At 71.3% G+C, this 25,025-nt stretch carries 21 protein-coding genes; 10 read left to right on the top strand and 11 right to left on the bottom strand.

The genetic code is table 11. The annotated features are described in order from the left end of the window. Positions 1-56: 56 nt before the first annotated feature. The 7 genes from AB0927_RS28070 to AB0927_RS28040 form a co-directional block, all read right to left on the bottom strand. On the bottom strand, positions 57-2,234 hold the full coding sequence (locus AB0927_RS28070) for a discoidin domain-containing protein (protein WP_366670522.1): 2,178 nt from the start codon (positions 2,232-2,234) through the stop codon (positions 57-59). 50 nt (positions 2,235-2,284) lie between these two features. Continuing rightward, positions 2,285-3,892 carry a glycoside hydrolase family 13 protein gene (locus tag AB0927_RS28065; protein ID WP_366670521.1) on the bottom strand — a complete coding sequence of 536 codons (1,608 nt, stop codon included), beginning with the start codon at positions 3,890-3,892 and terminating at the stop codon, positions 2,285-2,287. A gap of 33 nt (positions 3,893-3,925) precedes the next feature. Then, positions 3,926-4,804, bottom strand: a complete 879-nt coding sequence (locus AB0927_RS28060) for a carbohydrate ABC transporter permease (protein WP_366670520.1) — start codon at positions 4,802-4,804, stop codon at positions 3,926-3,928. Continuing rightward, positions 4,801-5,757 (bottom strand): sugar ABC transporter permease, encoded by a 957-nt coding sequence (locus tag AB0927_RS28055; protein WP_366670519.1) that lies wholly within the window; start codon positions 5,755-5,757, stop codon positions 4,801-4,803. The genes AB0927_RS28060 and AB0927_RS28055 overlap by 4 nt, the downstream gene beginning before the upstream one ends. A 5-nt stretch (positions 5,758-5,762) precedes the next feature. Next, a complete protein-coding gene (locus tag AB0927_RS28050) occupies positions 5,763-7,115 on the bottom strand; it encodes an extracellular solute-binding protein (protein WP_366670517.1) in 1,353 nt (450 codons plus the stop codon). 128 nt (positions 7,116-7,243) lie between these two features. Then, a complete protein-coding gene (locus AB0927_RS28045) occupies positions 7,244-8,242 on the bottom strand; it encodes a LacI family DNA-binding transcriptional regulator (protein WP_366670516.1) in 999 nt (332 codons plus the stop codon). Between the two features lie 91 nt (positions 8,243-8,333). Beyond that, on the bottom strand, positions 8,334-9,005 hold the full coding sequence (locus tag AB0927_RS28040; protein WP_366670515.1) for a hypothetical protein: 672 nt from the start codon (positions 9,003-9,005) through the stop codon (positions 8,334-8,336). 257 nt (positions 9,006-9,262) lie between these two features. Here AB0927_RS28040 and AB0927_RS28035 point away from each other — a divergent pair, with 257 nt between their 5' ends. Together AB0927_RS28035 and AB0927_RS28030 are read left to right on the top strand one after the other, a co-directional pair. Beyond that, complete coding sequence (locus AB0927_RS28035; protein WP_366670514.1) at positions 9,263-9,919, top strand: helix-turn-helix transcriptional regulator; 657 nt, start codon at positions 9,263-9,265, stop codon at positions 9,917-9,919. A gap of 119 nt (positions 9,920-10,038) precedes the next feature. After that, positions 10,039-10,269, top strand: coding sequence for a hypothetical protein (locus tag AB0927_RS28030; RefSeq protein WP_366670513.1), 231 nt, complete (start codon positions 10,039-10,041; stop codon positions 10,267-10,269). A gap of 181 nt (positions 10,270-10,450) precedes the next feature. Here the strand turns inward: AB0927_RS28030 and AB0927_RS28025 are convergent, their stop codons facing one another. From AB0927_RS28025 to AB0927_RS28015, 3 genes are all read right to left on the bottom strand, one after another. Continuing rightward, entirely contained in the window at positions 10,451-11,134 is a 684-nt protein-coding gene (locus AB0927_RS28025) for a 4'-phosphopantetheinyl transferase superfamily protein (protein WP_366670512.1), read from the bottom strand. Further along, positions 11,082-11,987, bottom strand: coding sequence for a metallophosphoesterase (locus AB0927_RS28020; RefSeq protein ID WP_366670511.1), 906 nt, complete (start codon positions 11,985-11,987; stop codon positions 11,082-11,084). Before AB0927_RS28020 ends, AB0927_RS28025 begins: the two co-directional genes overlap by 53 nt. A gap of 105 nt (positions 11,988-12,092) precedes the next feature. Further along, positions 12,093-13,430, bottom strand: a complete 1,338-nt coding sequence (locus tag AB0927_RS28015) for a 6-phospho-beta-glucosidase (RefSeq protein ID WP_366670510.1) — start codon at positions 13,428-13,430, stop codon at positions 12,093-12,095. A 300-nt stretch (positions 13,431-13,730) separates the two neighbouring features. Here AB0927_RS28015 and AB0927_RS28010 point away from each other — a divergent pair, with 300 nt between their 5' ends. Both AB0927_RS28010 and AB0927_RS28005 read left to right on the top strand, forming a co-directional pair. Further along, complete coding sequence (locus AB0927_RS28010; RefSeq protein WP_366670509.1) at positions 13,731-15,140, top strand: glycoside hydrolase family 16 protein; 1,410 nt, start codon at positions 13,731-13,733, stop codon at positions 15,138-15,140. Between the two features lie 83 nt (positions 15,141-15,223). After that, entirely contained in the window at positions 15,224-15,562 is a 339-nt protein-coding gene (locus AB0927_RS28005; protein ID WP_366670508.1) for a hypothetical protein, read from the top strand. A 66-nt stretch (positions 15,563-15,628) separates the two neighbouring features. On the opposite strand, the gene AB0927_RS28000 is transcribed toward AB0927_RS28005, so the two are convergent. Beyond that, positions 15,629-16,555: an AraC family transcriptional regulator gene (locus tag AB0927_RS28000; protein WP_366670507.1), complete on the bottom strand. Its 927-nt coding sequence runs from the start codon at positions 16,553-16,555 to the stop codon at positions 15,629-15,631. A 146-nt stretch (positions 16,556-16,701) separates the two neighbouring features. Here AB0927_RS28000 and tkt point away from each other — a divergent pair, with 146 nt between their 5' ends. Genes tkt through gnd form a run of 6 tightly spaced genes read left to right on the top strand, consistent with a single transcriptional unit; the run spans position 16,702 to position 25,025 of the window. Then, positions 16,702-18,777 (top strand): transketolase, encoded by a 2,076-nt coding sequence (gene tkt, locus AB0927_RS27995; protein WP_366670506.1) that lies wholly within the window; start codon positions 16,702-16,704, stop codon positions 18,775-18,777. Positions 18,778-18,796: 19 nt separating this feature from the next. Beyond that, the gene (tal, locus tag AB0927_RS27990; RefSeq protein ID WP_366670505.1) at positions 18,797-19,942 is read left to right on the top strand and encodes a transaldolase; all 1,146 of its coding nucleotides are present in this window, start codon (positions 18,797-18,799) and stop codon (positions 19,940-19,942) included. Continuing rightward, positions 19,939-21,525, top strand: coding sequence for a glucose-6-phosphate dehydrogenase (gene zwf, locus AB0927_RS27985; protein WP_366670504.1), 1,587 nt, complete (start codon positions 19,939-19,941; stop codon positions 21,523-21,525). Before tal ends, zwf begins: the two co-directional genes overlap by 4 nt. Beyond that, a complete protein-coding gene (gene opcA / locus AB0927_RS27980; RefSeq protein WP_366670503.1) occupies positions 21,522-22,448 on the top strand; it encodes a glucose-6-phosphate dehydrogenase assembly protein OpcA in 927 nt (308 codons plus the stop codon). Before zwf ends, opcA begins: the two co-directional genes overlap by 4 nt. Before the next feature lies 1 nt (position 22,449). Beyond that, positions 22,450-24,144, top strand: coding sequence for a glucose-6-phosphate isomerase (pgi, locus tag AB0927_RS27975; protein ID WP_366670502.1), 1,695 nt, complete (start codon positions 22,450-22,452; stop codon positions 24,142-24,144). A gap of 2 nt (positions 24,145-24,146) precedes the next feature. Next, entirely contained in the window at positions 24,147-25,025 is an 879-nt protein-coding gene (gnd, locus tag AB0927_RS27970) for a phosphogluconate dehydrogenase (NAD(+)-dependent, decarboxylating) (protein WP_366670501.1), read from the top strand.

The following is a 25,025-nucleotide window of genomic DNA, read 5'->3' as shown; positions in this document are numbered from 1 at the left end:
CCGCCGCAGGCGGTGTTCATCGCCCGTTCACCCCCTCGCGAGCCCGGATCAGGAGGTCAGGACGTCAGGTAGGCCTCCACCTCGCTGAACTGCCCGGCCGGCCAACCGGTGTTGGCGCTGACCGTCAGCCGCAGGTACCGCAGGTTCGTGCCGGCCGGCAGGGACACCGTGGCGGTGTTGCCGGTGGCCGGGTCGAACCGGTAGCCCTGGGATCCGACCACGGTGGAGTAGTTCGAACCGTCGGTGCCGCCGAGCACGGTGACGGTCTGGGTCCGGGCGCCCCACGCCGAGGACGGCGGCAGCTTCAGCACCAGCCGGCGCACCGCGTACGACGAGCCGAGGTCGACCGTCAGGGACTGCGGGAAGGCGTTGTTGGCCGACTCCCAGTACGAGTTGGCGTCGCCGTCGACCGCCTTGCCCGGCGTGTAGACGTCCTGGGAGCCGGTGGCGGTGGCCGGACGGCCTTTGGCGAGGTTGCGGTCGGGGTCGGGCTCCGGGTTGCCCTGCCCGGGCTGCGGCCAGCTGGAGCAGTCCGACCAGGTGCTGTTCCAGCCGGAGTTGCCGCCGCCGTCGGTGAGGGCGAAGGAGCCGGAGTTCGCCGGATACGGGCAGTTGTAGACACCGGCCGCGCCGACGCCGCTCGCGCTGACGTTCTTGAAGGCGGCCGCGCCCTGCGCCTCGGCCTGGACGACGACCGTGCCGGTGTCGCGCACCGTCGCCCCGGTCACGTTGACGTTCCGCACCGGGTAGCCCTGCCCGCCGCCGGAGACGAACTCGAAGGCGCTGTACGGGCTGTCGGTGATCGTGGTGTTGGTGATGTTCACGGTGGCGTTGACGGCGCTGTCGTACGAGTCGACGCGCAGCGCGCCCATCGGGTGGTTCCAGTTGGGGTTCAGCGCGCCGGTGCGCACCAGTGTGTTGCCGTCGACGGTGATGGTGCCGGACAGCGGTGAGAACGGGTCCATGAACTTCTGGTTGGAGATGGCGATGCCGCTGCCCAGGGCGTTGGTGTCGGAGATCAGGTTGTCGCGCACCGTGATGTCGGTGCCGCCGTAGATGGCGATGCCGTTGGCGAGGTTGGGCTGGGAGACGGTGTTGTTCTCGAAGCTGGAACCGGTGTCCGGGGCGTACAGCGACCACATGGCGAGGGAGTCGTCGCCCTGGTTGCGCAGGAAGTTGTTGCTGACCCGGACGCCCCTGGCGGTGCCGTTGAGGTTGATGCCGTCGGCGGTGGTGTCGAGGATGCGGTTGTTCTCCACGACCAGGTTGTCGTTGGTGCCGGTCAGCCACAGGCCGCACTTCATGTGCTGGATCCACATGCCCGAGACGGTCGAGTTCGCTCCGAGGGAGCCGTTGACGAAGTTGTCCGGGCTGGAGTCGACGCGCTCGGTGACCTCGCCGATCACCGCGAAGTCCTTGATGTGGACGTTCCCGGCGGAGCTGGACTGGTCGACGAACCGGGAGGTGTGCACGACCGAGTACCAGCTGCCCGCCCCTTGCAGGGTCACGTTCTGTACGCCGCCGAGGGAGGAGGTGAGCCGGTAGTCGCCCGGCGGGATCCACACCGTCCCGCCCTGGGCGGCGGCGATGGCGTTCCGGAAGGCCTGGGTGGAGTCGCCGGCGCCGCTGGGGTCGGCGCCCTGCGCGACGACGGACACCGAACCGGCCGGCTGGGCGGCGGCCGCGGCGACCTGCTCGAAGTCGGCCACGTCGACCGTCACTTGGGTACCGGTCGCCACGAACGCGACCTTGTCACCGGCCTGGACGTTCTGCCCCAGCAGCAGCCGGGCGTTGTCGAAGAAGTGGTGCGTCCTGCTGCCGGTGATCCAGCCGGTGTCCACGTACGAGTACTTGGACGTCACCGGAAGGGTCCTGGAGATCCTGGTGCCGTTGACATACACGTCGAGCGAGCCGGACTGGCCGTCCGGCACGCTGTAGGAGACGTTCACCGCGTCGGCCGCGCGGGGCACGGTGAACTCCACCTTCTGCCCCGCGGACAGCCGGACGGCCTGCCGGCCGGACGCCTCCGAGGCGAGCGTGCCCTGGGTGTAGTCCGGGCCGATCCTGGTGCCGGTGGTGGCAGCCGACTCGGCCTCGACCGAGGTGAAGGGCAGAGCGGCGCCCGCGGCCGCGTGCGCGGCGGGGGCCACCGTGACGAGCATGCCGGCGGCGAGGGCGACGACCGCCCCTATCGCTGACATGCCCCTGACATAACTGACGTTGCTGCGGTGCATGTGCTGTTCCCTTCGTGGTGGGGGTGCGTGGGACAGCGGTGCGCGGCGGCTCAGGCGTACAGCCAGGCCGCCGTGTCCTGCGGCAGCCGGCCCGCCTCGTCCAGGGGGCCGCTGCTGAGCAGGAGTTCCGAGTGCGCGGGGAGGTCGGCGGGGGTGGCGGAGAAGTTGACCACACAGGTCGCGCCGCCCGCGCGGGAGAAGGCGAGGACGCCGTCGGCGGCGGGGAGCCAGGTGAGGGGACCGGCGCCGAACCGGGGGCGCAGGGCGATGGCCCTGCGGTAGAGGGAGAGCATGGAGCCGGGGTCGCGCTCCTGCCGGTCGACGGCGTACGACGCCCAGCCGGCCGGTTGCGGCAGCCACGGTTCGGCCTGGGAGCCGAATCCCGCGTACGGCATACCGGCGACCCACGGCAGCGGCACCCGGCAGCCGTCCCGGCCGGGGTCCGCGCCGTTGGAGCGGTGGTACATCGGATCCTGGATGCGCTCGGGCGGTATCTCCGCCTCCGGCAGCCCCAGTTCCTCACCCTGGTACACGTAGACCGATCCGGGCAGCGCGAGGGACAGCAGGGCGGCCGCCCGCGCCCTGCGGGTGCCGAGCGCCGGGTCGGCCGGGGTGCCGAAGGTCTTGGTGGTGAAGTCGAAAGCGGTGTCCTCGCGGCCGTAGCGGGTGACCGTGCGGGTCACGTCGTGGTTGCTCAGCACCCAGGTGGCGGGCGCGCCGACCGGGGCGTGTTCGGCGAGGGTGGTGTCGATGGACGCGCGCAGCCTTCCGGGGTGCCACGGGCAGGACAGGAAGGAGAAGTTGAAGGCGGTGTGGAGTTCGTCGGGGCGCAGGTAACGGGCGAAGCGCTCGGCGTCGGGGAGCCAGACCTCCCCGACGAAGACGCCGCCGTAGGCGTCGGCGACGGCGCGCCAGGAGCGGTAGACGTCGTGGAGCTCGTCGCGGTCGACGAAGGGGTGCGGCTCGGGACGCGTGGCCAGGTCCGGCAGCTCGGGGTCCTTGGCCAGCAGGGCGGCGGAGTCGATACGGACCCCGGCGACACCCCGGTCGAACCAGAAGCGCAGGAGGTCCTCGTGTTCCTGGCGGACCGCCGGATGGGCCCAGTTGAGGTCGGGCTGTTCGGGGGTGAACAGGTGCAGGTACCAGTCGCCGTCGGGCAGCCGGGTCCACACCGGATCGACGGAGCCGGCGAACTGGGACGGCCAGTCGTTGGGCGGGAGTTCGCCGTGCGGGCCGCGGCCGGGCCGGAAGTGGAACAGGTCCCGCTCGGGGCTGCCGGGGCCGGCCGCGAGGGCGGCCCGGAACCACGGGTGCTGGTCGGAGACGTGGTTGGGGACGATGTCGACGATGGTGCGGATGCCCAGTTCGCGGGCCTCGGCGATGAGTTTCTCCGCCTCGGCGAGGGTGCCGAACGCCGGGTCGATGGCCCGGTAGTCGGCGACGTCGTAGCCACCGTCCTTCATCGGGGAGCGGTACCAGGGGCTGAACCACAGGGCGTCGACGCCGAGTCCGGCCAGGTAGGGCAGCCGGGAGCGGACGCCCGCGAGGTCGCCGGTGCCGTCCCCGTCGCCGTCGGCGAAGCTGCGGACGTAGACCTGGTAGATGACGGCGTCGCGCCACCAGTCGTGGCTGCCGGGGGCATGGGTGGGCTGTCCCACTGAGCTTGCCTTTCTGTAGACGGGCGATCGGCGTCAGCCCTTGGTGCTGCCCGCGCTGATCCCGGCGATGATGTGCCGCTGGAAGACGAGGAACAGCGCCACCATCGGGATGCTGGCGATCACCATCGCGGCGACGAGCACGGTGAGCTGGATGTTCTGCGACAGCTGCACCAGGGCCACGCTGATCGGCTGCTTGTCGGTGTCGGAGAAGACCATCAGCGGCCACAGGAAGTCCTGCCAGACGGCGACCAGCGCGAAGATCGACACGACGCCGAGGACCGGCCGGGACATGGGCAGGACGACGGACCACAGGATGCGCAGCTTGCCGGCGCCGTCGATCTCGGCGGCCTCCAGCACATCGCGGGGCAACTGGTCGAAGAACCGTTTGAGCAGATAGAGGTTGAAGGCGTTGGCGACGGCCGGGAGCCAGATGGCGAGGGGGTCGTTGAGCAGGCTGGTGTGCAGCAGCGGCAGGTCGGCGGCGGTGAGGTACTTGGGTACGACGAGCGCCTGGGCCGGCACCATCAGGGTGGCGAGGATGCCGCCGAGGATCACCTTGCCGAAAGCGGGCCGCAGCTTGGACAGGGCGTAGGCGGCGGCCGTGCAGAACACCAGCTGGAAGGCCCAGGCGCCGGCCGCCTGGACGACGGTGTTCCACAGGTGCCGCGGGAGCTGCATCAGGTCCCAGGCGTCGGTGTAGGCGCCGGTGTGCCAGTGCTGGGGCACGAGCGTCGGCGGGGTCCGGGCCACCTCGTCGGGGGACTTCATCGCGCCGGTGGCCATCCAGTAGACCGGGAAGAGGAAGGCCAGCGTGAAGAGGACGACGACGGCGGTGAACACCGTCCAGTAGATCACCCTGCCGCGCGGGCGGGCGAGGGCGGCCGGGGAGATCAGGGTGCGGGTGGCGGTCACGCGGTGTCCCCCTCGCTACGGGTGAGCCGCAGGTAGACGGCGGAGAAGGCGCCGAGCAGCAGCAGGAGCATGACGCTGAGGGCGCAGGCGCCGCCGAAGTCGTTGTAGAGGAAGGCGTATTTGTAGATGAGGTAGAGGACGGTGACGGTGGCGCTCTCGGGGCCGCCGCCGGTGATGACGAACGGTTCCGTGAACACCTGCATGGTGGCGATGATCTGAAGGAGCATCAGCATGAGGATCACGAACCGGGTCTGCGGGATGGTGATGTGCCGGATGCGCTGGAGAAGGCCCGCGCCGTCGAGTTCGGCGGCCTCGTACAGCTCGCCGGGGATGGACTGCAGGGCTGCCAGGTAGATGAGGACGGTGCCGCCCATGTTGGCCCAGGTGGCCACGATCACCAGGGAGAGGAGCGCGGTGTCGGTGCCGTTGGACCAGTTCGAGGTGGGCAGGTGCAGAAAGCCCAGCGCCTCGTTGGCGAGGCCGGCTCCGGGGTCGTAGAACCACTTCCACAGCAGGGCGCTGACCACCGGCGGGATCATCACCGGCAGGTAGACCACCACCCTGAAGAAGGCCTTGGCGTGCCGGAGTTCGTTGAGGACGAGGGCGAGGAGGAAGGGGGCGGCGAAGCCGACGAGGAGGGCGATCAGGGTGAAGTAGAAGGTGTTGCGCCAGGCGGCGGTGAACTCCGGGTCGTGCAGGACCCGGGTGAAGTTGGCGGTGCCGACCCACTGGGGCGGGGAGCCGGGGGTGTACTTCTGGAAGGCGATCACGACGGCGCGGATCGCCGGGTACCAGGAGAACAGGGCGAAGCAGAGCAGTCCGCCGAGGAGGAAGGCGTAGGCGCGGGCCTGGTCGACCAGGCGGCGCCGCCCCCGGTCCCGTGCCGGGGACGGTGCCGTGGCCCGGGGGACGGCGGCCGCCGCCGGGGGCTGCCGCTCGGCCGTCTTCGTCATGGCGGTCAGCTCCGCGCCAGAATGCTGTCGATCTTGCCGGACGCGTCCTTCAGGAGCTGGTCGATGTCGGCGTCCTTCTTGGTGAGCACGGCGGAGACGGTGCCGTCGAGGACGGAGTAGATCTGCTGCGCGTCCCGCGGCTCGATCCTCATCCGGAGCTTGGTGTTGCCGTCGAGGAAGGTCTGGTAGTTCTTCACCGGGACGTTGGCGTTGGCCTTCTTGACCTGCTGGTCCTTGGCGTCGGCGGCGCCGGTGAACAGGCGCGGTTCGGGCAGGCCGACGGGGGCGTCGTTCTTCTTGGCGCGGGCGTAGTCGCCGAGGAAGCCCTTGCCGGGGGTGAGGAACATGTGGTCGAGCCACTTGAGGCCGGCGCGGATCTGGGCGGGCGAGTCGTGCTTGGCGAACATGTAGCCGTCGCCGCCGATCAGGGTGCCCTGGCCGCCGGGCATGGGGCCGATGGCGATGTCGTCGTACTTGGCGCCCTTCTCCTTGACGAGGATCGGGATGTTGTCCGGGGCGGCGAGGTACATGCCGAGCTTGCCGGCGCCCATCAGCTGCTGCGCGTCGTTGATGACGAGGAGCTGCTTGCTGCCCATGGAGTCGTCGGTCCACCGCATGTCGTGCAGGGTGCGCAGCACGGCACGGCCCTGGGGACTGTCGACGGTCGCCTTCCTGCCGTCGGCGCTGACGACGTCGCCGCCCTGGGAGTACATCTCGGCGGTGAAGTGCCAGCCGCCCTGGTTCTGGGCGCTGTAGTCGGCGTACCCGACGGTCCCGTCGCCGAGGGCGGCGATCTTCTTGGCGTCGGCGCGCACCTCGTCCCAGGTGGTGGGCGGCCGGTCGGGGTCGAGGCCGGCCCGCTGGAACAGCGTGCGGTTGTAGATCAGCCCCATGCTGTATCCGGTACGCGGTATCCCGTAGACCTTCCCGCCGACGGTATAGATGTCCCGCAGCTGCTTCTGGATGGTGCCGTAGCTCTTCAGCTCCTTGAGGTACGGCGTGAGGTCGGCGGCCTGGTTGATGTCCACGACGTGGTCGACGTCGGTGAAGTACGTGTAGAACACGTCCTCCATCTGGCCGCCGGCGAGCTTGGCGTCGAAGGTCTTGGGGTCCTCGCAGGGGAAGGCGTCGTGGGTGACGACGTCGATGCCGGGGTTCTGCTTCTCGAAGGAGGCGACGTCCGCGTCGAAGAACCTCCGGTCGGTTCTGGCGCTCTTCGGTGGTTCGCAGTTGACGGTGATGCGTGTCTTACCGCTCGCCGAGCCGTCGTCGCCCGAACCGCAGGCGGTGGCGGCGAGGGCGAGGGAGGAACAGACGCCGATCGCGACGAAGGTGCGGCGGAACCCGGTGCTTGTCATCGGTGGACCCCTCAATGGCACTCATGGCAGGAGCGGTGGCGCCGCACACTCAAGCACCGCCGACAAGGGTCCGCAAGATGTCGCGTGAAGTCTGTAATTATTTGACAGCTGGCCGGATCTACGGAGCCTCAGTCGCGGGGCGCTTGCCCGGTCGATCCGCGCACCACCAGTTCGGGTTCGAACAACAGCTCCTCGGCGGGTACGGCGGTGCCGCCGATCTGCGCGTTCAGCAGTTCCACGGCCGCGCGCCCCATGGCCTCGATGGGCTGGCGGACGGTGGTGAGCGGGGGTTCGGTGCAGTTCATGAACGCCGAGTCGTCGTAGCCGACGACGGAGATCCGGCCCGGGACGTCGTACCCCTTGCGCCGGGCGGCCCTGATCGCGCCGAGGGCGAGGGGGTCGCTGGCGCAGATGATGCCGGTGACGCCCCGGTCGATCAGCCGGGAGGCGGCGGCGTGCCCGCCCTCCAGGGAGAAGATGGCGCGGGCGACGCGCTCCGCCGGCAGCCCGCCGGTGATGGCGTGCGCGGCGGCCAGCTTGCGGGCCGAGGGCACGTGGTCGTCGGGGCCGAGGACCAGCCCGATGCGCTCATGGCCGAGCAGGGCCAGGTGCCGCCAGGCCTGTTCGACGGCGACCGCGTCGTCGCAGGACACGCCCGGGAAGCCGAGGTGTTCGATGGCCGCGTTGACCAGGACGACGGGGATGTTGCGGTGCGCGAGCAGCCGGTAGTGGTCGTGCGGGGCGTCGGCCTGGGCGTAGAGGCCCCCGGCGAAGACGACGCCGGACACCTGCTGCTGGAGCAGCAGTTCGACGTAGTCCGCCTCCGAGACGCCGCCCCTGGTCTGGGTGCACAGCACCGGGGTGAGCCCGAGCTGGGCGAGTGCTCCGCCGATGACCTCGGCGAACGCCGGGAAGATGGGGTTCTGCAGCTCCGGCAGGACCAGGCCGACGAGGCGGGCGCGTTCACCGCGGAGCTGGGTGGGGCGCTCGTAGCCGAGGACGTCGAGGGCCGTCAGCACCGCCTGCCGGGTGGCGTCGGAGACTCCGGGCTTGCCGTTGAGCACCCGGCTGACCGTGGCCTCGCTGACCCCGACCTTCTTCGCCACTTCCGCAAGTCGTCGCGTCATGAGCGCAAGAGTAGCGCAATCTATGTAAGCGGCTTGCGTAAGTGAGGTACGCGAGGGGAACCGGTCGACCGGGGCGGTTGGCGAGTCCGGTTCAGGCCTCGGGTGGCGGGACGACCGTCAGATGTGTCGGCACGGCGCGCTGTCCGCGCGGGCGGCGGTCCGGCGCGGCGGCCCGGCGGGAGTCGCGCAGCACCAGCGTCAGCCGCCGCAGGCCCAGTTCGCGCAGGGTCTGGGGGGTCTCGTCCACGATGCGGCACTCGGTGGGGCCCCGGCGCGGATCGGGGTGGAGCAGCTGGCGCACGGCCCCGTCGAGCCGGGTCCCGCGCTCGCCGACGGCCCGGATCCAGTGCGGCAGACCCTGCCGGTAGGCGGCCTCCATGAGCGGATCCTGGGCGATGTCCCGGCGGATGGCCTGGAGTTCGGGATCGTGGCCGTACGCGTCCATGGCGCCCTTGAGGTGGGCCATCATCGGCAGGCACCAGCCCGCCTCGTGGTCGCCGAGCACGAGCCCCGCGTCCGGGTGGAACAGCACGAAGCGCAGGAAGTTGTCCCCGGGCATGGCCGTGGGGTGCGGGCGCGCCCCGCCGAAGAGCGTGGCGAAGGCGTCGTTGGCCAGCACCACGTCCCAGCGGTGGTCGACCACCAGGGACGGGAAGGGGACGGCGTCCAGCAGCGCGCCGTAGTCCTGTAGGTACGACTGGGTCTCGGAGGTCTCGGGGACGGGCCGCGGCGCCGGCCACTGCCCTCCTGCCTGATGTGCCATCGGGAGGTCACCCCTCTTGCCTCTGCGGCCTTCACGCGGCGATGCGATCCTGCTTCCCCGCGAGGAGTGATGTCAACTATCGTGGCATTCCACGCCGGTTGACGGCTGAAATTCGCCACAGTTGTGGCGACACCTGGATGTGGGTTCGAGGCACCGGCTAATCTCCGGGAAGTTCACGGCGACCGCCGGTCCTGGCACCGAGCATGCGGGATGCACGGACGCACCTGTTGCCCTTGAGAGACGTAGGAGTTCTGTCGGTGACGGATGGCCACGAGGATCCGGGCGCCGCGGCGACCGCCCAGCTGCCGGCCGTCGTCGCCCGCGTCACCGCGCTCGCCGAACGGCTCGGGGTGCCCCAGGCCGAGGTCTTCGACGTCGCCCGGCTCTCGGTCGCCTGCGGGGTGCCCGAGCCGGTGGTCAAGGCCCTGCTCAGCGGCTGCCCGGCGGGCGAACCCGACGTGCAGGCACGGTTCCTGCAGCGCCTCGGTCTGCTGCGGCGCACCCGGCTGAAGCCGAACGGCCGCAAGTACACCCAGCAGGAGATCGCCGACGGCGCGGGCATGTCCCGGCAGCAGGCCGGCGCCCTGATCAACGGGGACCGGCGCCCCACCATGGAGCACTGCGACGCGTTGCAGCGCTTCTTCCGGGTGCACGCCGGGTTCCTGACGGCGGAGGACCCGGAAGCGCTCGCGGGCGCGCTCCAGCGCACCGAGCAGGAGCTGCTGCAGAAGCTCGCCGACCGGGAGCGGGCCGCGGCCGGACCCGTGGCGGATCCGCTGGAGCGGCTGCTCCAGGACCACGGGGTGCGCGGAATCGCCTGGCGGGCCGCGCAGTTGCCGACCGACCAGCACCGGGACAAGGTCGCGGAGTGGCTGGACATGCTCCTGGAGAGCGTGAAGCGTCCGGAGGCCTGACGGTGTCCCGGGCGGGGCGCGGACGTGCGGTTCCGGCCCGTTGTCAGTGGTGGGCGGCAAGCTGGAGGTCTGCGCCGCAGCGCGCGTGACCGTGACGTCCAACCGGGGAGAGCCGATCGATGCCCACCGCCGTACTGACCGACCATGAGCGCACCGCCGTCCAGGCCTACTTGCGGCTGCTGCACACGGTGCGCGCCGCCTTCGACGGACCACCGGAGGGCGCGCCGCCCGCCCTGGTGCCGCCCTCCGTGCTGGCCGAGGCCGAGACGGCCCTCGCGCGGGCGGGCCTGACGGGCAACGAGGAGGAGTTCTTCCGGCTGCTGAGCGAGTGGTGCCCGCCGGCCGCCTGAGCGGACGGCGCCGCCCGGCCGGCGGTCCGGCGCGCGGGTCGCGCGTACGCCGACGGGGCCGCCGGCGCCGGCACGCGGGTACGGCGGCGGGGGCCGCCCTCGCCGGGACGCGTGGGCGCGGCGGGGGCCGCCGGGGTCTTCGCGGGCGCCGTCGCGCGTCGGGCGGCGTGCGCGGGACTCGTCAGACGGCGTGCGGGATGACGACCGTGGTGGTCACCAGAGTGTTCCGGGCGGCCCAGCGGCCGTCGAAGACCTGGAGGCGGCGGTCGCCGACGAGGGGGCCGGGGACCAGGAGTTCGGCGTGCAGGGTGCCGTGCGGCGCGCCGTCGGGGGCCGGGCACAGGGTGATGTCGGCCTCGGAGAAGTCCAGCCACTTGTGGGTGAGCGGGAACCAGGCCTTGTACACCGACTCCTTGGCACTGAACAGGATCCGGTCCCAGTGCACGGCGGGCCGCTGCTCGGCGAGCCGCTCCAGGCGGGCGGTCTCGGCGGGCAGGAAGACGGAGGCGCCGACGCCCTCGGGCAGCGGGCCGTGCGGTTCGGCGTCGATGCCGAGGGAGACCAGGTCGGTGGCGCGGACCAGCGCGGCGGCGCAGTAGCCGTCGCAGTGGGTCATGCTGCCGACGATGCCCGCCGGCCACTGCGGCGCGCCGCGCTCGCCGCTGACCACGGGCCGCGCGGGGACGCCGAGCTTCTCCATGGCGCGCCGGGCACAGCCGCGTACGGCGGCGAACTCGCGGCGCCGCTTGGCCACGGCGCGGGCGACGAGCACCTCCTCCTCCGGGTGGAGGGGGGTGTCCCACAGCGGGTCGTCACGGAGTGCCTCCACGGCCACGACCGACTCCGGGAGCAGCTCCTCGATCACCGGCTTCCACCTCCATCGGCAGGATGAGGCGCGGCTTTCCGGGGGTGCCCGGACGCTTGCGCCACTCACGGGGGTAGCCGACGGAGACCTCGGTGAAGCGGACTCCGTCGTGCCAGGTGGTACGGGGGATGTGCAGATGGCCGTAGACCATGGTGGCGACGCGGAACCGGCGGTGCCAGTCGGCGGTCAGCTCGGTGCCGCACCACATGGCGAACTCGGGGTGCCACAGCACCTCGGTGGGGTGCCGGTCGAGCGGGTAGTGGTTGGCCAGCACGGTGGGCAGGTCGGCGGGCAGCGCGGCGAGTCTCTCCTCGGTCCACGCCACCCGGTCGCGGCACCAGGCCTCGCGGCTCGGGTACGGGTCGGGGTGCAGCAGGTACTCGTCGTTGCAGACGATGCCGGTGCCCTCGGCGTAGGCGAGGCCCTCGGCCTTGGTGGCGCAGCCGGGGGGCAGGAAGGTGTAGTCGTAGCCGAGGAACAGCGGGGCGACGGCGACCGGGCCGCCGGGGCCGTGCCACACCGGGTAGGGGTCCTCGGGGGTGAGGACGCCCAGCTCGCGGCAGACCTCGACCAGGTGCTCGTAGCGGGCGACCCCGCGCAGTTGGACGGTGTCCTTCGGGTGGGTCCACAGGTCGTGGTTGCCGGGTGCCCACAGGACCTTGCGGAAGCGGGCCGCGAGGGTGGCGAGGGTCCAGCGGATGTCCTCGACGGTCTCGGCGATGTCGCCCGCGACGATCAGCCAGTCCTCGTCGCCCGCCGGGTGCAACCGCTCGACCAGGGTGCGGTTCTCCGGGTAGGAGATGTGCAGATCGCTGATGGCCATCAACTGGCCTGGACCGGCCGTCGGCTCCACCCTGTCCCCCTTCCGATCAGCGGGTCGTCGGATCCACAAGAACACAATTGCGAGCGGCGTTCAAGGCCCTCCCGGGTCGGCCGACGGGTCGACCTGCGGGTCGGCCTACTTCAGGTAGGCCAGGCCCGGATGGGCCGCGATGTAAGCGTCCGTCAGGTCGCGCGCCACGTTCACCGAGTCGACCAGGGGGTGCAGGGCGAAGGCCTTGACGGCCGTCGCCCGGGAGGCGGTCTCCGCGGCGGCGAGGACCTCGCGTTCCACCGCCTTGACCGAGCCGACCAGGCCGGCGGCGTGGGCGGGCAGGGGGGCGGTGGCCAGCGGGTGCGCGCCGTTCGCGTCCACCAGGCAGGGGACCTCGATGACGGCGTCGGCGTCGAGGGTGGGGAGGGTGCCCTGGTTGCGGACGTTGAGGATGAGGGTCGCGCTCTCGTCGCGGGCGATGGCGCGCATCAGGGCGAGGGCCACTTTCTCGTAGCCGCCGGAGAGGTCCTCTTCCTCGCGTTCGCCGGCGCCCGCGGTCTCGCGGTTCTCCGACATGTACGTCGCCTCGCGCTCGGCGCGGGTGCGGTCCCAGGCCCGGAGCGCGGAGACGTCCGGGCGGCCGGCCTCCTCGTAGAAGCGGGCCTGCTGGTCACGCAGGAAGGCACCGCGGGTCCGCTCGGCCTCCTGGTAGGCGCGGACGGTCTCGCGGTTGAAGTAGTAGTAGTGCAGGTACTCGTTGGGGACCGCGCCGAGCGAGCGCAGCCAGTCGGGGCCGAAGAGCCGGCCCTCCTCGAAGGAGCCGAGCAGCGCGGGATCGGCGAGCAGGCGCGGGAGTTCGTCGCGTCCGGCCACGCGCAGGCCGCGGACCCAGCCGAGGTGGTTGAGGCCGACGTAGTCCACGAAGGCGTCCTTCGGATCGACGCCGAGGACACGGGCGAGGCGCCGCCCGAGGCCGACCGGGGAGTCGCAGATGCCGATGACGCGGTCGCCGAGGTGCCGGGACATCGCCTCGGTGACCAGGCCGGCCGGGTTGGTGAAGTTGATGACCCAGGCGTCGGGGGCGAGGCGGGCCACGCGGCGGGCGATGCCGGCCGCGACGGGCACGGTGCGCAGCCCGTAGGCGACGCCGCCCGCGCCGACCGTCTCCTGGCCGAGCACGCCCTCGGCCAGCGCGATCCGCTCGTCGTCCGCCCGTCCCCCGAGGCCGCCGACGCGGATCGCGGAGAAGACGAAGTCGGCGCCGCGCAGGGCCTCGTCGAGGTCCGTGGTGGTGCTCACCCGGGGTGCGTCGGCGGTACCGGCGGCCTGCTCGGCCAGGACGCGGGAAACCGCGTGCAGCCGGCCGGCGTCCAGGTCGTGCAGGACGACCTCGGTGACCCGGCCCTCGGCCCGGTCGGCCAGCAGCGCGCCGTACACGAGCGGCACGCGGAAGCCGCCACCGCCCAGAATCGTCAGCCTCACGTCTTGACGCACCTTTCCCGAATCCCGCGACCCTGCCAGGACACATCATCCAGGGCGCCGCCCTCCGGCGCACGCTCCCGCCCCACCTGCCCCGACTTGCCCCTTCCCGGCCCCGGACCGGTGGCCGTGGCCCCCCCCGGGTCCGGTGTCATCCGGCTTCATCCGGTGAACTCACCGGCGGGGACCGGACTTTCACCGTTTCAAGCCTTGACGGCCGGTGAGCCGGGGAGCACATTGACGGCACCTTGAGAGCGCTCTCAACGGGTCCCCGCACACCCCCCGCTCCCCGAGAGGCCACCCATGAGTGCATCCTCCGGCACCCCCAGACCCCGCACCCGCTCCCTGCGCCGCGCCCTCCTCGCGGCCGTCGCCACCTTCGGCCTGGCCGCGGCCGTCGCCACCGCGGCCACCGGCCCGGCGGACGCCTCCGCCCCCGCGCCGCCCGCAGGCTGGGCGCAGGTCTTCCTCGACGACTTCAACGGCGCGGCCGGAAGCAGCGTCAACACGGCGAACTGGCAGTTCGACACCGGAACCTCCTACCCCGGCGGGGCCGCCAACTGGGGCACCGGCGAGGTCGAGTCGATGACGTCCAGCACGAACAACGTCTCCCTCGACGGCAACGGCGACCTGCTCATCACCCCGCGCCGGGACGCGTCCGGCCACTGGACCTCCGGCCGGATCGAGACCACCCGCACCGACTTCCAGCCCCCGGCCGGCGGCAAACTGCGCGTGGAGGCGCGCCTCCAGATGCCGAACGTGACCGGCACCGCGGCCGCCGGGTACTGGCCCGCGTTCTGGATGCTGGGCGCGCCCTTCCGCGGCAACTACCAGAACTGGCCCGGCGTCGGCGAGCTGGACGTCATGGAGAACGTCCAGGGCCTGAACAAGACCTGGGCCACCATGCACTGCGGGACCAGCCCCGGCGGCCCCTGCAACGAGACCAGCGGCATCGGCAACTCGACCGCCTGCCCGAACACCACGTGCCAGTCGGGCTTCCACACCTACACCCTGGAGTGGGACCGCTCGGTCAGCCCCGAGGCGATCCGTTTCTACGTCGACGGCGTCAACTACCAGACGGTCACGGCGAGTCAGATGGACGCGGCCACCTGGACCAACGCCACCAACCACGGCTTCTTCGTCATCCTGAACGTGGCGATGGGCGGCGGCTTCCCGGGCGCCTTCGGCGGCGGCCCGACCAGCGCCACCGAGCCCGGCCACCCCATGGTCGTCGACTACGTCCAGGTGCTCCAGTCCTCGGGCGGCGGGGGCGGCACCACTCCCCCGCCGCCGACCGGCAACCGTGACGCGTACAGCCAGATCCAGGCGGAGTCGTACGACGGCCAGTCCGGCGTCACCGCCGAGACCACCACGGACACCGGCGGCGGGCAGGACATCGGCCAGGTGGCCAACGGCGACTGGGCGCTCTACAAGGGCGTGAACTTCGGCTCGACGGCGGCCACCCAGTTCTACGGCCGGGTGGCGAGCGGCGCGGGCGCGGGAGTCAGCGGCCTGGTGGAGGTGCGGCTGGACAGCCGTGGCAACGCGCCCATCGGGAGTTTCGCGGTGGGCGACACCGGGGGCTGGCAGTCCTGGCGGACGGTGCCGGCCAACATCGCGGCCGTCACCGGCACGCACGACGTGTACCTCACGTTCACCAGCGGGCAGCCGGCCGACTTCGTGAACGTGAACTGGTTCGACTTCGGGCACTGAACCACCTCGGGGCACCGGGGTAGCGTTCCGGTATGACACCAGAGCCGCCCCGGTTCCCCCCGTGTCCGATCCTCGGCATACGCGTGCTGCACCGGAAACAGAACTGCGCGCCGCACTTCGCGGGGATCGTGGTGGACTTCGAGCCCGCGGCCGAGGGCGTCGCCTTCGAGGTGGCCGAGGGGCTGACGGTGGACTACGAACCCGCCGAGGACCTGCCGCGCTTCTTCGCCGCGGTCGCCGCGGGGATCGAGGAGCAGTTGAGCCTGCCCGAGCACGGCGTCGTGGCCGCCACGCGGGTGGTGCTGCGGCAGGCCCGCGCCGACCGCTTCGGCTCCCACGAACTGGCGTTCAGGATCGCGGGTTGGCTCGCGGCCCGCGAGGCCCTGGAACGCGGGACACGAGCCGCCGCCGCGGGCCGGTGACCATCCCTGGACCCGGCGGGGGCCGACGACGGAACCCTCGCGGCCGACATGCGCACCGGCATACGCCTACCGCTGCTCCGCGCGGAAGGCCGCCGGCGTTCTCCCGGTGTGCAGCTGGAAGAACTTGGAGAAGTTCGCCGCGTCCGGGAAGCCGACGGCCACGCCGACCCGGCCGATCGGCAGTTCGGTGTGGGCGAGCAGGCGCTTGGCCTCCAGGACGACGCGTTTGTCGATGAAGCCCTTCGGTGTCTCGCCGGTGGCGGCGCGGACGGCGCGCACCAGGGTGCGGCGGGAGTAGCCGAGGGCGTCGGCGTAGGCGCTGACGCTGTGGTTGGTGGCGAAGCCCTGCTCGACCGCGTCCCGGAACAGGGTGAAGGTGTTGTCCGGCTGCTGCCGCGCGCCGGGCGCCGAGCTGACGGCGAGGTGGGCCAGGCGCAGCAGGAACGCGGTCAGGTCGTGCCGCAGGACGGCCGCGTGCAGGCTGGGCGGGAGTGTCGTCGTGTCCTCGTACTCGCGGCGCAGCTGGTCCAGGGCCGCCCGCAGCGCTTCGAGCCGGGCCGTGTCGGGGTGCAGCAGGGGCGGCAGGTCGTAGCGGTACAGCCCGGTGGCCTCCACGGTGGCGCGCGGCAGGAAGCCGGGCTGCATGGTCAGCACCGTTCCGCGGTACACGCACTCGCGGGAGAAGCGGTGGACCTGTCCGGGGCGTATCCACAGCAGGTCGCCGGCCGACGCCTCGTACTCGGTGAAGTCGACCATGTGGCGTACGGGGCCCTCGGTGAAGAGCAGGACCACGTGGAAGTCGATGCGGTGGACGCGGTCCAGCGGGATGTCGGCCTGCCAGGCGCGGTCCACGCCCATGCGGGCGATCCGCATGCCGACGCCGCCGACGGCCAGCTCGGTCGGGAAGGGGAGGGTGGTGATGCCGTCGCCGGGCGTGCCCTCCGCGCCGCTTCCGGTCCCGGTGGCACCACCTCGGGGCGTTGTGTCGGTCATGTCCTTTTCGCGCCGTCCCTGCTTCACGATCACTGTCCCAGATTCACCACAGGGTGACACATCCCTCCCTTCCGTCGAAAAAGTCAGACTTTTAAGTTTGAACGCATCCGGCCAGCCTTTCCGTACTGAACGAGGACTTCTTGAAGATGAGCACGCAGACCTCTGGTGACTTCGAGTGGACCGATCTCGACCGGCGTGCCGTGGACACCGCCCGCCTTCTGGCGGCCGACGCGGTGCAGAAGGTGGGCAACGGCCACCCGGGCACCGCGATGAGCCTGGCGCCTGCCGCGTACACGATCTTTCAGAAGGTGATGCGACACGATCCGGCGGACCCGGAGTGGACCGGCCGTGACCGGTTCGTCCTCTCCCCCGGCCACACCTCGCTGACCCTGTACACCCAGCTTTTCCTGGCCGGGTACGAGCTGGAGCTGGACGACCTGAAGGCGTTCCGCACCCAGGGCTCCCGGACCCCGGGCCACCCCGAGTACGGGCACACCGCGGGCGTGGAGACCACCACCGGACCGCTCGGCCAGGGCGCCGCCAACGCGGTGGGCATGGCGATGGCCGCCCGCTACGAGCGCGGCCTGTTCGACCCGGAGGCCCCCGCGGGCACCTCCCCCTTCGACCACACCGTCTGGGCGATCGTCTCCGACGGCGACCTGGAGGAGGGCGTCTCCGCCGAGGCATCCTCGCTCGCCGGCCACCAGAAGCTCGGCAACCTGGTCTTCCTCTACGACGACAACCACATCTCCATCGAGGGCGACACCGCGACCGCCTTCTCCGAGGACGTCCTCAAGCGGTACGAGGCCTACGGCTGGCACACCCAGCGCGTCGAGCCCACCGCCGACGGCGACGTGGACGCGCCCGCCCTGTACGCGGCCCTGAAGGCGGCGCGGGAGGAGACCGGGCGGCCCTCGATCATCGCGATGCGCACGATCATCGCGTGGCCCGCCCCGAACGCGCGGAACACCGAGGCCTCCCACGGCTCGGCGCTCGGCGCGGAGGAGATCGCGGCCACCAAGCGCCTCCTCGGCTTCGACCCCGAGCAGTCCTTCCAGGTCGAGGACGAGGTCCTCCGGCACGCCCGGCGGGCCCTGGACCGGGGCGCCGAGGCGCACGCGGCCTGGGACAAGCGGATCGCCGAGTGGCGCGCCGCCCAGCCGGAGCGGGCCGCCCTGTTCGACCGGATCAGCCGGGGCGAGCTGCCCGCGGGCTGGGAGGACACCCTGCCGGTGTTCGAGGAGGGCAAGTCGGTCGCCACCCGCGCCGCCTCCGGCAAGGTGCTGCAGGCGCTCGGCCCGGTGCTGCCCGAGCTGTGGGGCGGCTCCGCCGACCTCGCCGGCTCCAACAACACCGACATCGACAAGTCCAGCTCGTTCCTCCCCGAGGGCAACCCGCTCCCGACGGCCGACCCCTATGGTCGTACCGTGCACTTCGGCATCCGTGAATTCGCCATGGCAGCGGAGATGAACGGCATCGCCCTGCACGGCAACACCCGCGTCTACGGCGGCACCTTCCTGGTGTTCTCCGACTACATGCGCAACGCGGTGCGCATGTCGGCGCTGATGCAGCTTCCGGTGACGTACGTGTGGACGCACGACTCCATCGGCCTCGGCGAGGACGGCCCGACCCACCAGCCGGTCGAGCACCTGGCCTCGCTGCGCGCCATCCCCGGCCTGAACGTCGTCCGCCCGGCGGACGCCAACGAGACCGCGGTCGCCTGGGCCGAGATCCTGAAGAGGCACGCCACCAAGCCCGCCCCGCACGGGCTCGCGCTCACCCGCCAGGGCGTGCCGGTGTACGCGCCGAACGAGGACGCGGCCAAGGGCGGCTACGTGCTGCGCGAGTCCTCGACGGAGGTCCCGGAGGTGATCATCATCGCGACGGGCTCCGAGGTGCAGCTCGCCGTGGCCGCGCGGGAGCTGCTGGAGGCCGAGGGAACCGGCACCCGGGTGGTCTCGATGCCGTCCGTGGAGTGGTTCGAGGAGCAGCCGCCCGCCTACCGCGAGCAGGTGCTGCCGCCGGCCGTGAAGGCCCGGGTCGCGGTGGAGGCGGGCATCGGCCTGACCTGGTACCGCTATGTGGGCGACGCGGGCCGGATCGTCTCCCTGGAGCACTTCGGCGCCTCCGCCGACGCCCGGATCCTGTTCACCGAGTTCGGCTTCACCCCTGAGAACGTCGCCGCGACGGCCCGCGAGTCGCTCGCCGCCGCGCGCGCCTGACACCGACACACGAAGAAAGATGATCACTGTGACCGAAGCAATCGCGACCCCGGGAGCCCTCAAGCGTCTGGCCGACGAGGGCGTGTCCATCTGGCTGGACGACCTGTCGCGCAAGCGGATCACCTCGGGCAGCCTCGCCGCCCTGGTGGCGAGCGGCAGCGCCGTCGGTGTCACCACCAACCCGTCGATCTTCCAGGCGGCCATAGGCTCCGGCGAGGGCTACGAGGAGCAGCTCACCGACCTGGCCGTGCGCGGCGTGACGGTCGACGAGGCCGTGCGGATGATGACCACCGCCGACGTACGCGACGCCGCCGACGTGCTGGCCGGCGTGTACCGGTCGACGAACGGCCGTGACGGCCGCGTCTCCATCGAGGTGGACCCCCGCCTCGCGCACGACACCACCGCCACCGTCGCCGAGGCCAAGCAGCTGTTCTGGCTGGTCGACCGCCCGAACGTGATGATCAAGATCCCGGCGACCAAGGCGGGCCTGCCGGCCATCACCGAGGTCATCGGGCTCGGCATCAGCGTCAACGTGACCCTGATCTTCTCGCTGGAGCGCTACCGCGAGGTCATGGCCGCCTACCTGGCCGGCCTGGAGAAGGCCCGCGAGCGCGGCATCGACCTCTCCACCATCCACTCGGTGGCGTCGTTCTTCGTCTCCCGCGTGGACTCCGAGATCGACAAGCGGCTGACCGCGCTGGGCACCGACGCGGCCCTCGCGCTCAAGGGCCGCGCGGCCCTGGCCAACGCGCGCCTGGCCTACGAGGCGTACGAGGAGGTCTTCGCCGGGGACCGCTGGCTGGCGCTCGCCGGCGACAAGGCGAACAAGCAGCGTCCGCTGTGGGCGTCCACCGGTGTGAAGGATCCCGCGTACAAGGACACCCTGTATGTGGACGACCTCGTCGCGCCGGGCACGGTCAACACCATGCCGGAGGCCACCTTGAACGCCGTCGCCGACCACGGCGAGATCACCGGCGACACGGTGACCGGCGGCTACGCGCAGGCCCGTGCCGACCTCGACGCGATCGAGCGGCTCGGCATCTCCTACGACGAGGTCGTCCAGCAGCTGGAGGACGAGGGCGTCGCCAAGTTCGAGGTGGCCTGGCAGGACCTGCTGGCCGTGGTGGCGAAGTCCCTGGAGAACAAGGGAGTTGACGCGCGATGACCGAGAAAGCGACCTCCGCTCCGGCGCCCGAGGAGGTGCGAGTGCCCATCGCCCCGGCCGCCGACTGGGTGAACCCGCTGCGGGACACCCAGGACCGGCGTCTGCCGCGCATCGCGGGCCCGTCGGGCCTGGTGATCTTCGGTGTGACCGGTGACCTGTCCCGCAAGAAGCTGATGCCGGCCGTGTACGACCTGGCCAACCGCGGTCTGCTGCCGCCGGGCTTCTCCCTGGTCGGCTTCGCCCGCCGCGAGTGGGAGGACCAGGACTTCGCGCAGGTCGTCCACGACTCGGTGCGCGAGCACTCCCGCACCCCGTTCCGCGAGGAGGTGTGGCAGCAGCTCGCCGAGGGCATGCGCTTCATCCCCGGCGACTTCGACGACGACACCGCGTTCAAGCAGCTCAAGGACGCCGTGGACGAACTGGACGCCTCCCGCGGCACGGGCGGCAACTTCGCCTTCTACCTCTCGGTGCCGCCGAAGTTCTTCCCGAAGGTCGTGCAGCAGCTCAAGAAGCACGGCCTGGCAAGCCCGCCCGAGGGTTCCTGGCGGCGCGCGGTCATCGAGAAGCCGTTCGGGCACGACCTGGCCAGCGCCCGTGAGCTGAACGCGCTCGTGCACGACGTGTTCGAGCCGGACCAGGTGTTCCGGATCGACCACTACCTGGGCAAGGAGACCGTCCAGAACATCCTGGCGCTGCGCTTCGCCAACCAGATGTACGAGCCGATCTGGAACCGCAGCTACGTCGACCACGTGCAGATCACCATGGCCGAGGACATCGGCATCGGCGGCCGGGCCGGCTACTACGACGGCATCGGCGCCGCCCGTGACGTCATCCAGAACCACCTGCTCCAGCTCATGGCGCTCACCGCCATGGAGGAGCCCATCGCGTTCGACGCGGAGGCGCTGCTCACCGAGAAGCTGAAGGTGCTCAAGTCGGTGCGGCTCCCGGAGGACCTGGGCCGGCACACCGTGCGGGCGCAGTACGCGAGCGGCTGGCAGGGCGGCGAGAAGGTCGTCGGCTATCTGGAGGAAGACGGCATCGACCCGAAGTCGAAGACCGACACCTTCGCCGCGATCAAGATCGGCGTCGACAACCGGCGCTGGGCGGGCGTGCCCTTCTACCTGCGCACCGGCAAGCGGCTGGGCCGCCGGGTCACGGAGATCGCGGTGGTCTTCAAGCGGGCCCCGCACTCCCCCTTCGACTCCACCGCCACCGAGGAGCTGGGCCAGAACGCGATCGTGATCCGCGTCCAGCCGGACGAGGGCATGACCGTCCGCTTCGGCTCCAAGGTGCCCGGCACCTCGATGGAGATCCGGGACGTGTCCATGGACTTCGCCTACGGCGAGTCGTTCACGGAGTCCAGCCCGGAGGCGTACGAGCGGCTCATCCTGGACGTGCTCCTGGGCGACGCCAACCTGTTCCCCCGTCACCAGGAGGTGGAGGAGTCCTGGAAGATCCTCGACCCGATCGAGGAGTACTGGGCGGCGCACGGCAGGCCGGCGAGCTACGCGTCGGGCAGCTGGGGGCCGCGGGAAGCCGACGAGATGCTCGCACGAGACGGACGGAGCTGGCGCAGGCCATGAAGATCGACCTGACCGACACCACGGCAAGCAAGATCAACAAGGCGCTGGTCCAGGGCCGCCGGGCGATCGGCACCCCGGCCGTGGGCATGGTCCTGACGATGGTCATCGTCACGGACGAGGAGAACGCCTACGACTCGATCCGGGCCGCCGAGGAGGCCTCGCACGAGCACCCCTCGCGCACCCTGGTCGTCATCAAGCGGCACGCCCGCACCCTGCGCGACCGCACCCACTCGCGCCTCGACGCCGAGGTCCGGGTCGGCTCCGAGGCGGGCACCGGCGAGACCGTGGTGCTGCGCACCTACGGCGAGGTGTCCGACCACGCCGACTCGGTGGTGCTGCCGCTGCTGCTGCCGGACGCCCCGGTCGTCGTGTGGTGGCCGGTGGACGCGCCCGACACGCCGTCCAAGGACCCGCTCGGCGCGCTCGCCCAGCGCCGGATCACCGACCTGTACGCGGTGGACCGGCCGATGGAGGTCCTGGAGGCCCGCGCCCGCAACTACGCGCCCGGCGACACCGACCTCGCCTGGACCCGGCTGACGCTGTGGCGGTCCATGCTGGCCGCCGCGCTCGACCAGGCGCGGGCGAAGGTGACGTCGGCGGCCGTGGAGGCCGAGGCGAACAACCCCAGCGCCGAGCTGCTGGCCCGCTGGCTGGAGGCGCGGCTGCGGGTGCCCGTGGACCGCGTGGTCACCGAGGGGCCGGTGGTCACGGCCGTACGGCTGGGCACCCGCGACGGCGAGATCGTCGTGGACCGCCCCGAGGGCCCGCTCGCGACGCTCACCCTGCCGGGCCAGCCGCCGCGCACCCTCGCCCTGAAGGTCCGCCCCACCTCCGAACTCATCGCCGAGGAGCTGCGCCGCCTCGACGCCGACGAGATGTACGCCATCGCCCTGACCGGCGAGGCCGCCAAGGAGAACGCCTGAGATGGCCGACGCCCGATATCCCCGACCGACCCAGCGGCCCGAGTGGACGGCGCTGGCCGACCACCGCGCCGAGGGTCACCAGCGGCTGCGCGAGCTGTTCGCGTCGGACCCCGGCCGCGCCGAGCGGTACGTGGTCCGGGTCGGTGACCTGCACATCGACTACAGCAAGCACCTGATCACCGACGAGACCCTGGCCCTGCTCCAGGAACTCGCCGCCGCCACCGACGTGTTCGGGCTGCGGGACGCCATGTTCCGCGGAGAGCGGATCAACGTCACCGAGGACCGGGCGGTGCTGCACACCGCGCTGCGCGCCCCGCGGGACGCGGTGATCGAGGTCGACGGCGAGAACGTGGTGCCCAAGGTGCACGCCGTCCTCGACAAGATGAGCGACTTCGCCGAGCGGGTCCGCTCCGGCGCCTGGACCGGCCACACCGGCAAGCGCATCCGCAATGTCGTCAACATCGGCATCGGCGGCTCGGACCTCGGCCCCGCGATGGCGTACGAGGCGCTGCGCCCGTACACCGACCGGGAGCTGACCGTCCGCTTCGTGTCCAACGTGGACGGCGCCGACCTGCACGAGGCGGTCCGCGACCTGGACCCGGCGGAGACGCTTTTCATCGTCGCGTCCAAGACGTTCACGACGATCGAGACGATCACCAACGCCACCTCGGCGCGGTCGTGGCTGCTCGAAGCGTTCGAGGGTGGGGGCACCTCCCGTTCGAGCGGATTCGAGAATGGGGGACAGAAGGCCGTCGCGAAGCACTTCGTGGCGCTGTCCACCAACGCCGGCAAGGTGACCGAGTTCGGCATCGACCCGGACAACATGTTCGAGTTCTGGGACTGGGTCGGCGGCCGGTACTCGTACGACTCCGCGATCGGCCTCTCCCTGATGATCGCCATCGGGGCGGACCGGTTCCGGGAGATGCTGGACGGCTTCCGGCTGGTCGACGAGCACTTCCGCACCGCGCCCGCCGAGGCCAACGCCCCGCTGCTGCTCGGCCTGCTGGGCATCTGGTACGGCAACTTCCACGACGCCCAGTCGCACGCCGTACTGCCGTACAGCCACTACCTGTCCAAGTTCACCGCCTACCTCCAGCAGTTGGACATGGAGTCCAACGGCAAGTCGGTGGACCGGCACGGAGACCGGGTGGAGTGGCAGACGGGTCCCGTCGTGTGGGGCACGCCCGGCACCAACGGGCAGCACGCGTACTACCAGTTGATCCACCAGGGCACCAAGCTGATCCCGGCCGACTTCATCGGCTTCGCCCGCCCGATCGGCGAGCTCAGCGGTGAACTGAAGGCGCAGCACGACCTGTTGATGGCCAACTTCTTCGCCCAGACCCAGGCCCTCGCCTTCGGCAAGACGGCCGAGGAGGTCCGCGCGGAGGGCGTGCCCGAGGAGCAGGTGGCGCACCGCACCTTCCGCGGCGACCACCCGACCACGACGATCCTCGCCGCCGAGCTGACCCCGTCGGTGCTGGGCCAGCTCATCGCCCTCTACGAGCACAAGGTGTTCGTGCAGGGCGCGGTCTGGAACATCGACTCCTTCGACCAGTGGGGCGTGGAGCTGGGCAAGGTCCTCGCCAAGCGCGTGGAGCCCGCCCTCACCGAGGGCGCCCACGTCCCCGGTCTCGACCCCTCCACCACGGCCCTCGTCGCCGCCTACCGCACTCTCAAGAACGCATCGGAGAACTGATCATGCAGCTCGGTCTCATCGGTCTCGGCAAGATGGGCGGCAACATGCGCGAGCGGATCCGCCGCGCCGGCCACACCGTCATCGGCTACGACCGCAACCCGGAGGTCTCCGACGTCAAGAGCCTCGCCGAACTGGTCGAGAAGCTGGAGGCGCCCCGCCATGTGTGGGTGATGGTCCCGGCCGGCACGGCCACCCAGACCGTCGTGGACGAGCTGGGCGACCTGCTGGAGCCCGGCGACACGGTGATCGACGGCGGCAACTCCCGCTGGACGGACGACGAGAAGCACGCCGCGGCGCTCGGCATCAAGGGCATCGGCTTCGTGGACGCCGGCGTCTCCGGCGGTGTGTGGGGCCTGCAGAACGGCTACGCGCTCATGGTCGGCGGCGAGAAGGAGCACGTGGACCGGCTCCAGCCGATCTTCGACGCGCTCAAGCCGGAGGGCCCCTACGGCTATGTGCACGCGGGCCGGGTCGGCGCCGGGCACTTCTCCAAGATGGTCCACAACGGCATCGAGTACGCCATGATGCAGGCGTACGCCGAGGGCTGGGAGCTGCTGGAGAAGGTGCACTCGGTGGAGAACGTCCGCGAGGTGTTCCGGTCCTGGCAGGAGGGCACGGTCATCCGCTCCTGGCTGCTCGACCTCGCGGTCAACGCCCTGGACGAGGACAAGCACCTGGAGAAGCTGCGCGGCTACGCGGAGGACTCCGGCGAGGGCCGCTGGACCGTCGAGGCGGCCATCGACAACGCGGTGCCGCTCCCGGCGATCACCGCCTCGCTGTTCGCCCGGTTCGCCTCGCGGCAGGACGACTCGCCCCAGATGAAGATGATCGCGGCGCTGCGCAACCAGTTCGGCGGCCACGCGGTCGAGAAGAAGGGCTGA

Source organism: Streptomyces sp. NPDC048106, assembly GCF_040706415.1.
Taxonomy (GTDB): Bacteria; Actinomycetota; Actinomycetes; order Streptomycetales; family Streptomycetaceae; genus Streptomyces.
The sequence above is the reverse complement of the archived record's forward strand: the minus strand, read 5'-3'. Positions and strand labels throughout refer to the sequence as shown.

Excerpts from the sequence above, each read along its gene's own strand:
- AB0927_RS28050 (WP_366670517.1), bottom strand. The coding sequence starts at position 7,115 with ATGACAAGCACCGGGTTCCGCCGCACCTTCGTCGCGATCGGCGTCTGT.
- gnd (WP_366670501.1), top strand. The coding sequence starts at position 24,147 with ATGCAGCTCGGTCTCATCGGTCTCGGCAAGATGGGCGGCAACATGCGC.
- pgi (WP_366670502.1), top strand. The coding sequence starts at position 22,450 with ATGGCCGACGCCCGATATCCCCGACCGACCCAGCGGCCCGAGTGGACG.
- AB0927_RS28045 (WP_366670516.1), bottom strand. The coding sequence starts at position 8,242 with ATGACGCGACGACTTGCGGAAGTGGCGAAGAAGGTCGGGGTCAGCGAG.
- AB0927_RS28000 (WP_366670507.1), bottom strand. The coding sequence starts at position 16,555 with ATGACCGACACAACGCCCCGAGGTGGTGCCACCGGGACCGGAAGCGGC.
- AB0927_RS28055 (WP_366670519.1), bottom strand. The coding sequence starts at position 5,757 with ATGACGAAGACGGCCGAGCGGCAGCCCCCGGCGGCGGCCGCCGTCCCC.
- tkt (WP_366670506.1), top strand. The coding sequence starts at position 16,702 with ATGAGCACGCAGACCTCTGGTGACTTCGAGTGGACCGATCTCGACCGG.
- tal (WP_366670505.1), top strand. The coding sequence starts at position 18,797 with ATGATCACTGTGACCGAAGCAATCGCGACCCCGGGAGCCCTCAAGCGT.
- AB0927_RS28070 (WP_366670522.1), bottom strand. The coding sequence starts at position 2,234 with ATGCACCGCAGCAACGTCAGTTATGTCAGGGGCATGTCAGCGATAGGG.
- AB0927_RS28030 (WP_366670513.1), top strand. The coding sequence starts at position 10,039 with ATGCCCACCGCCGTACTGACCGACCATGAGCGCACCGCCGTCCAGGCC.
- opcA (WP_366670503.1), top strand. The coding sequence starts at position 21,522 with ATGAAGATCGACCTGACCGACACCACGGCAAGCAAGATCAACAAGGCG.
- AB0927_RS28010 (WP_366670509.1), top strand. The coding sequence starts at position 13,731 with ATGAGTGCATCCTCCGGCACCCCCAGACCCCGCACCCGCTCCCTGCGC.
- zwf (WP_366670504.1), top strand. The coding sequence starts at position 19,939 with ATGACCGAGAAAGCGACCTCCGCTCCGGCGCCCGAGGAGGTGCGAGTG.
- AB0927_RS28040 (WP_366670515.1), bottom strand. The coding sequence starts at position 9,005 with ATGGCACATCAGGCAGGAGGGCAGTGGCCGGCGCCGCGGCCCGTCCCC.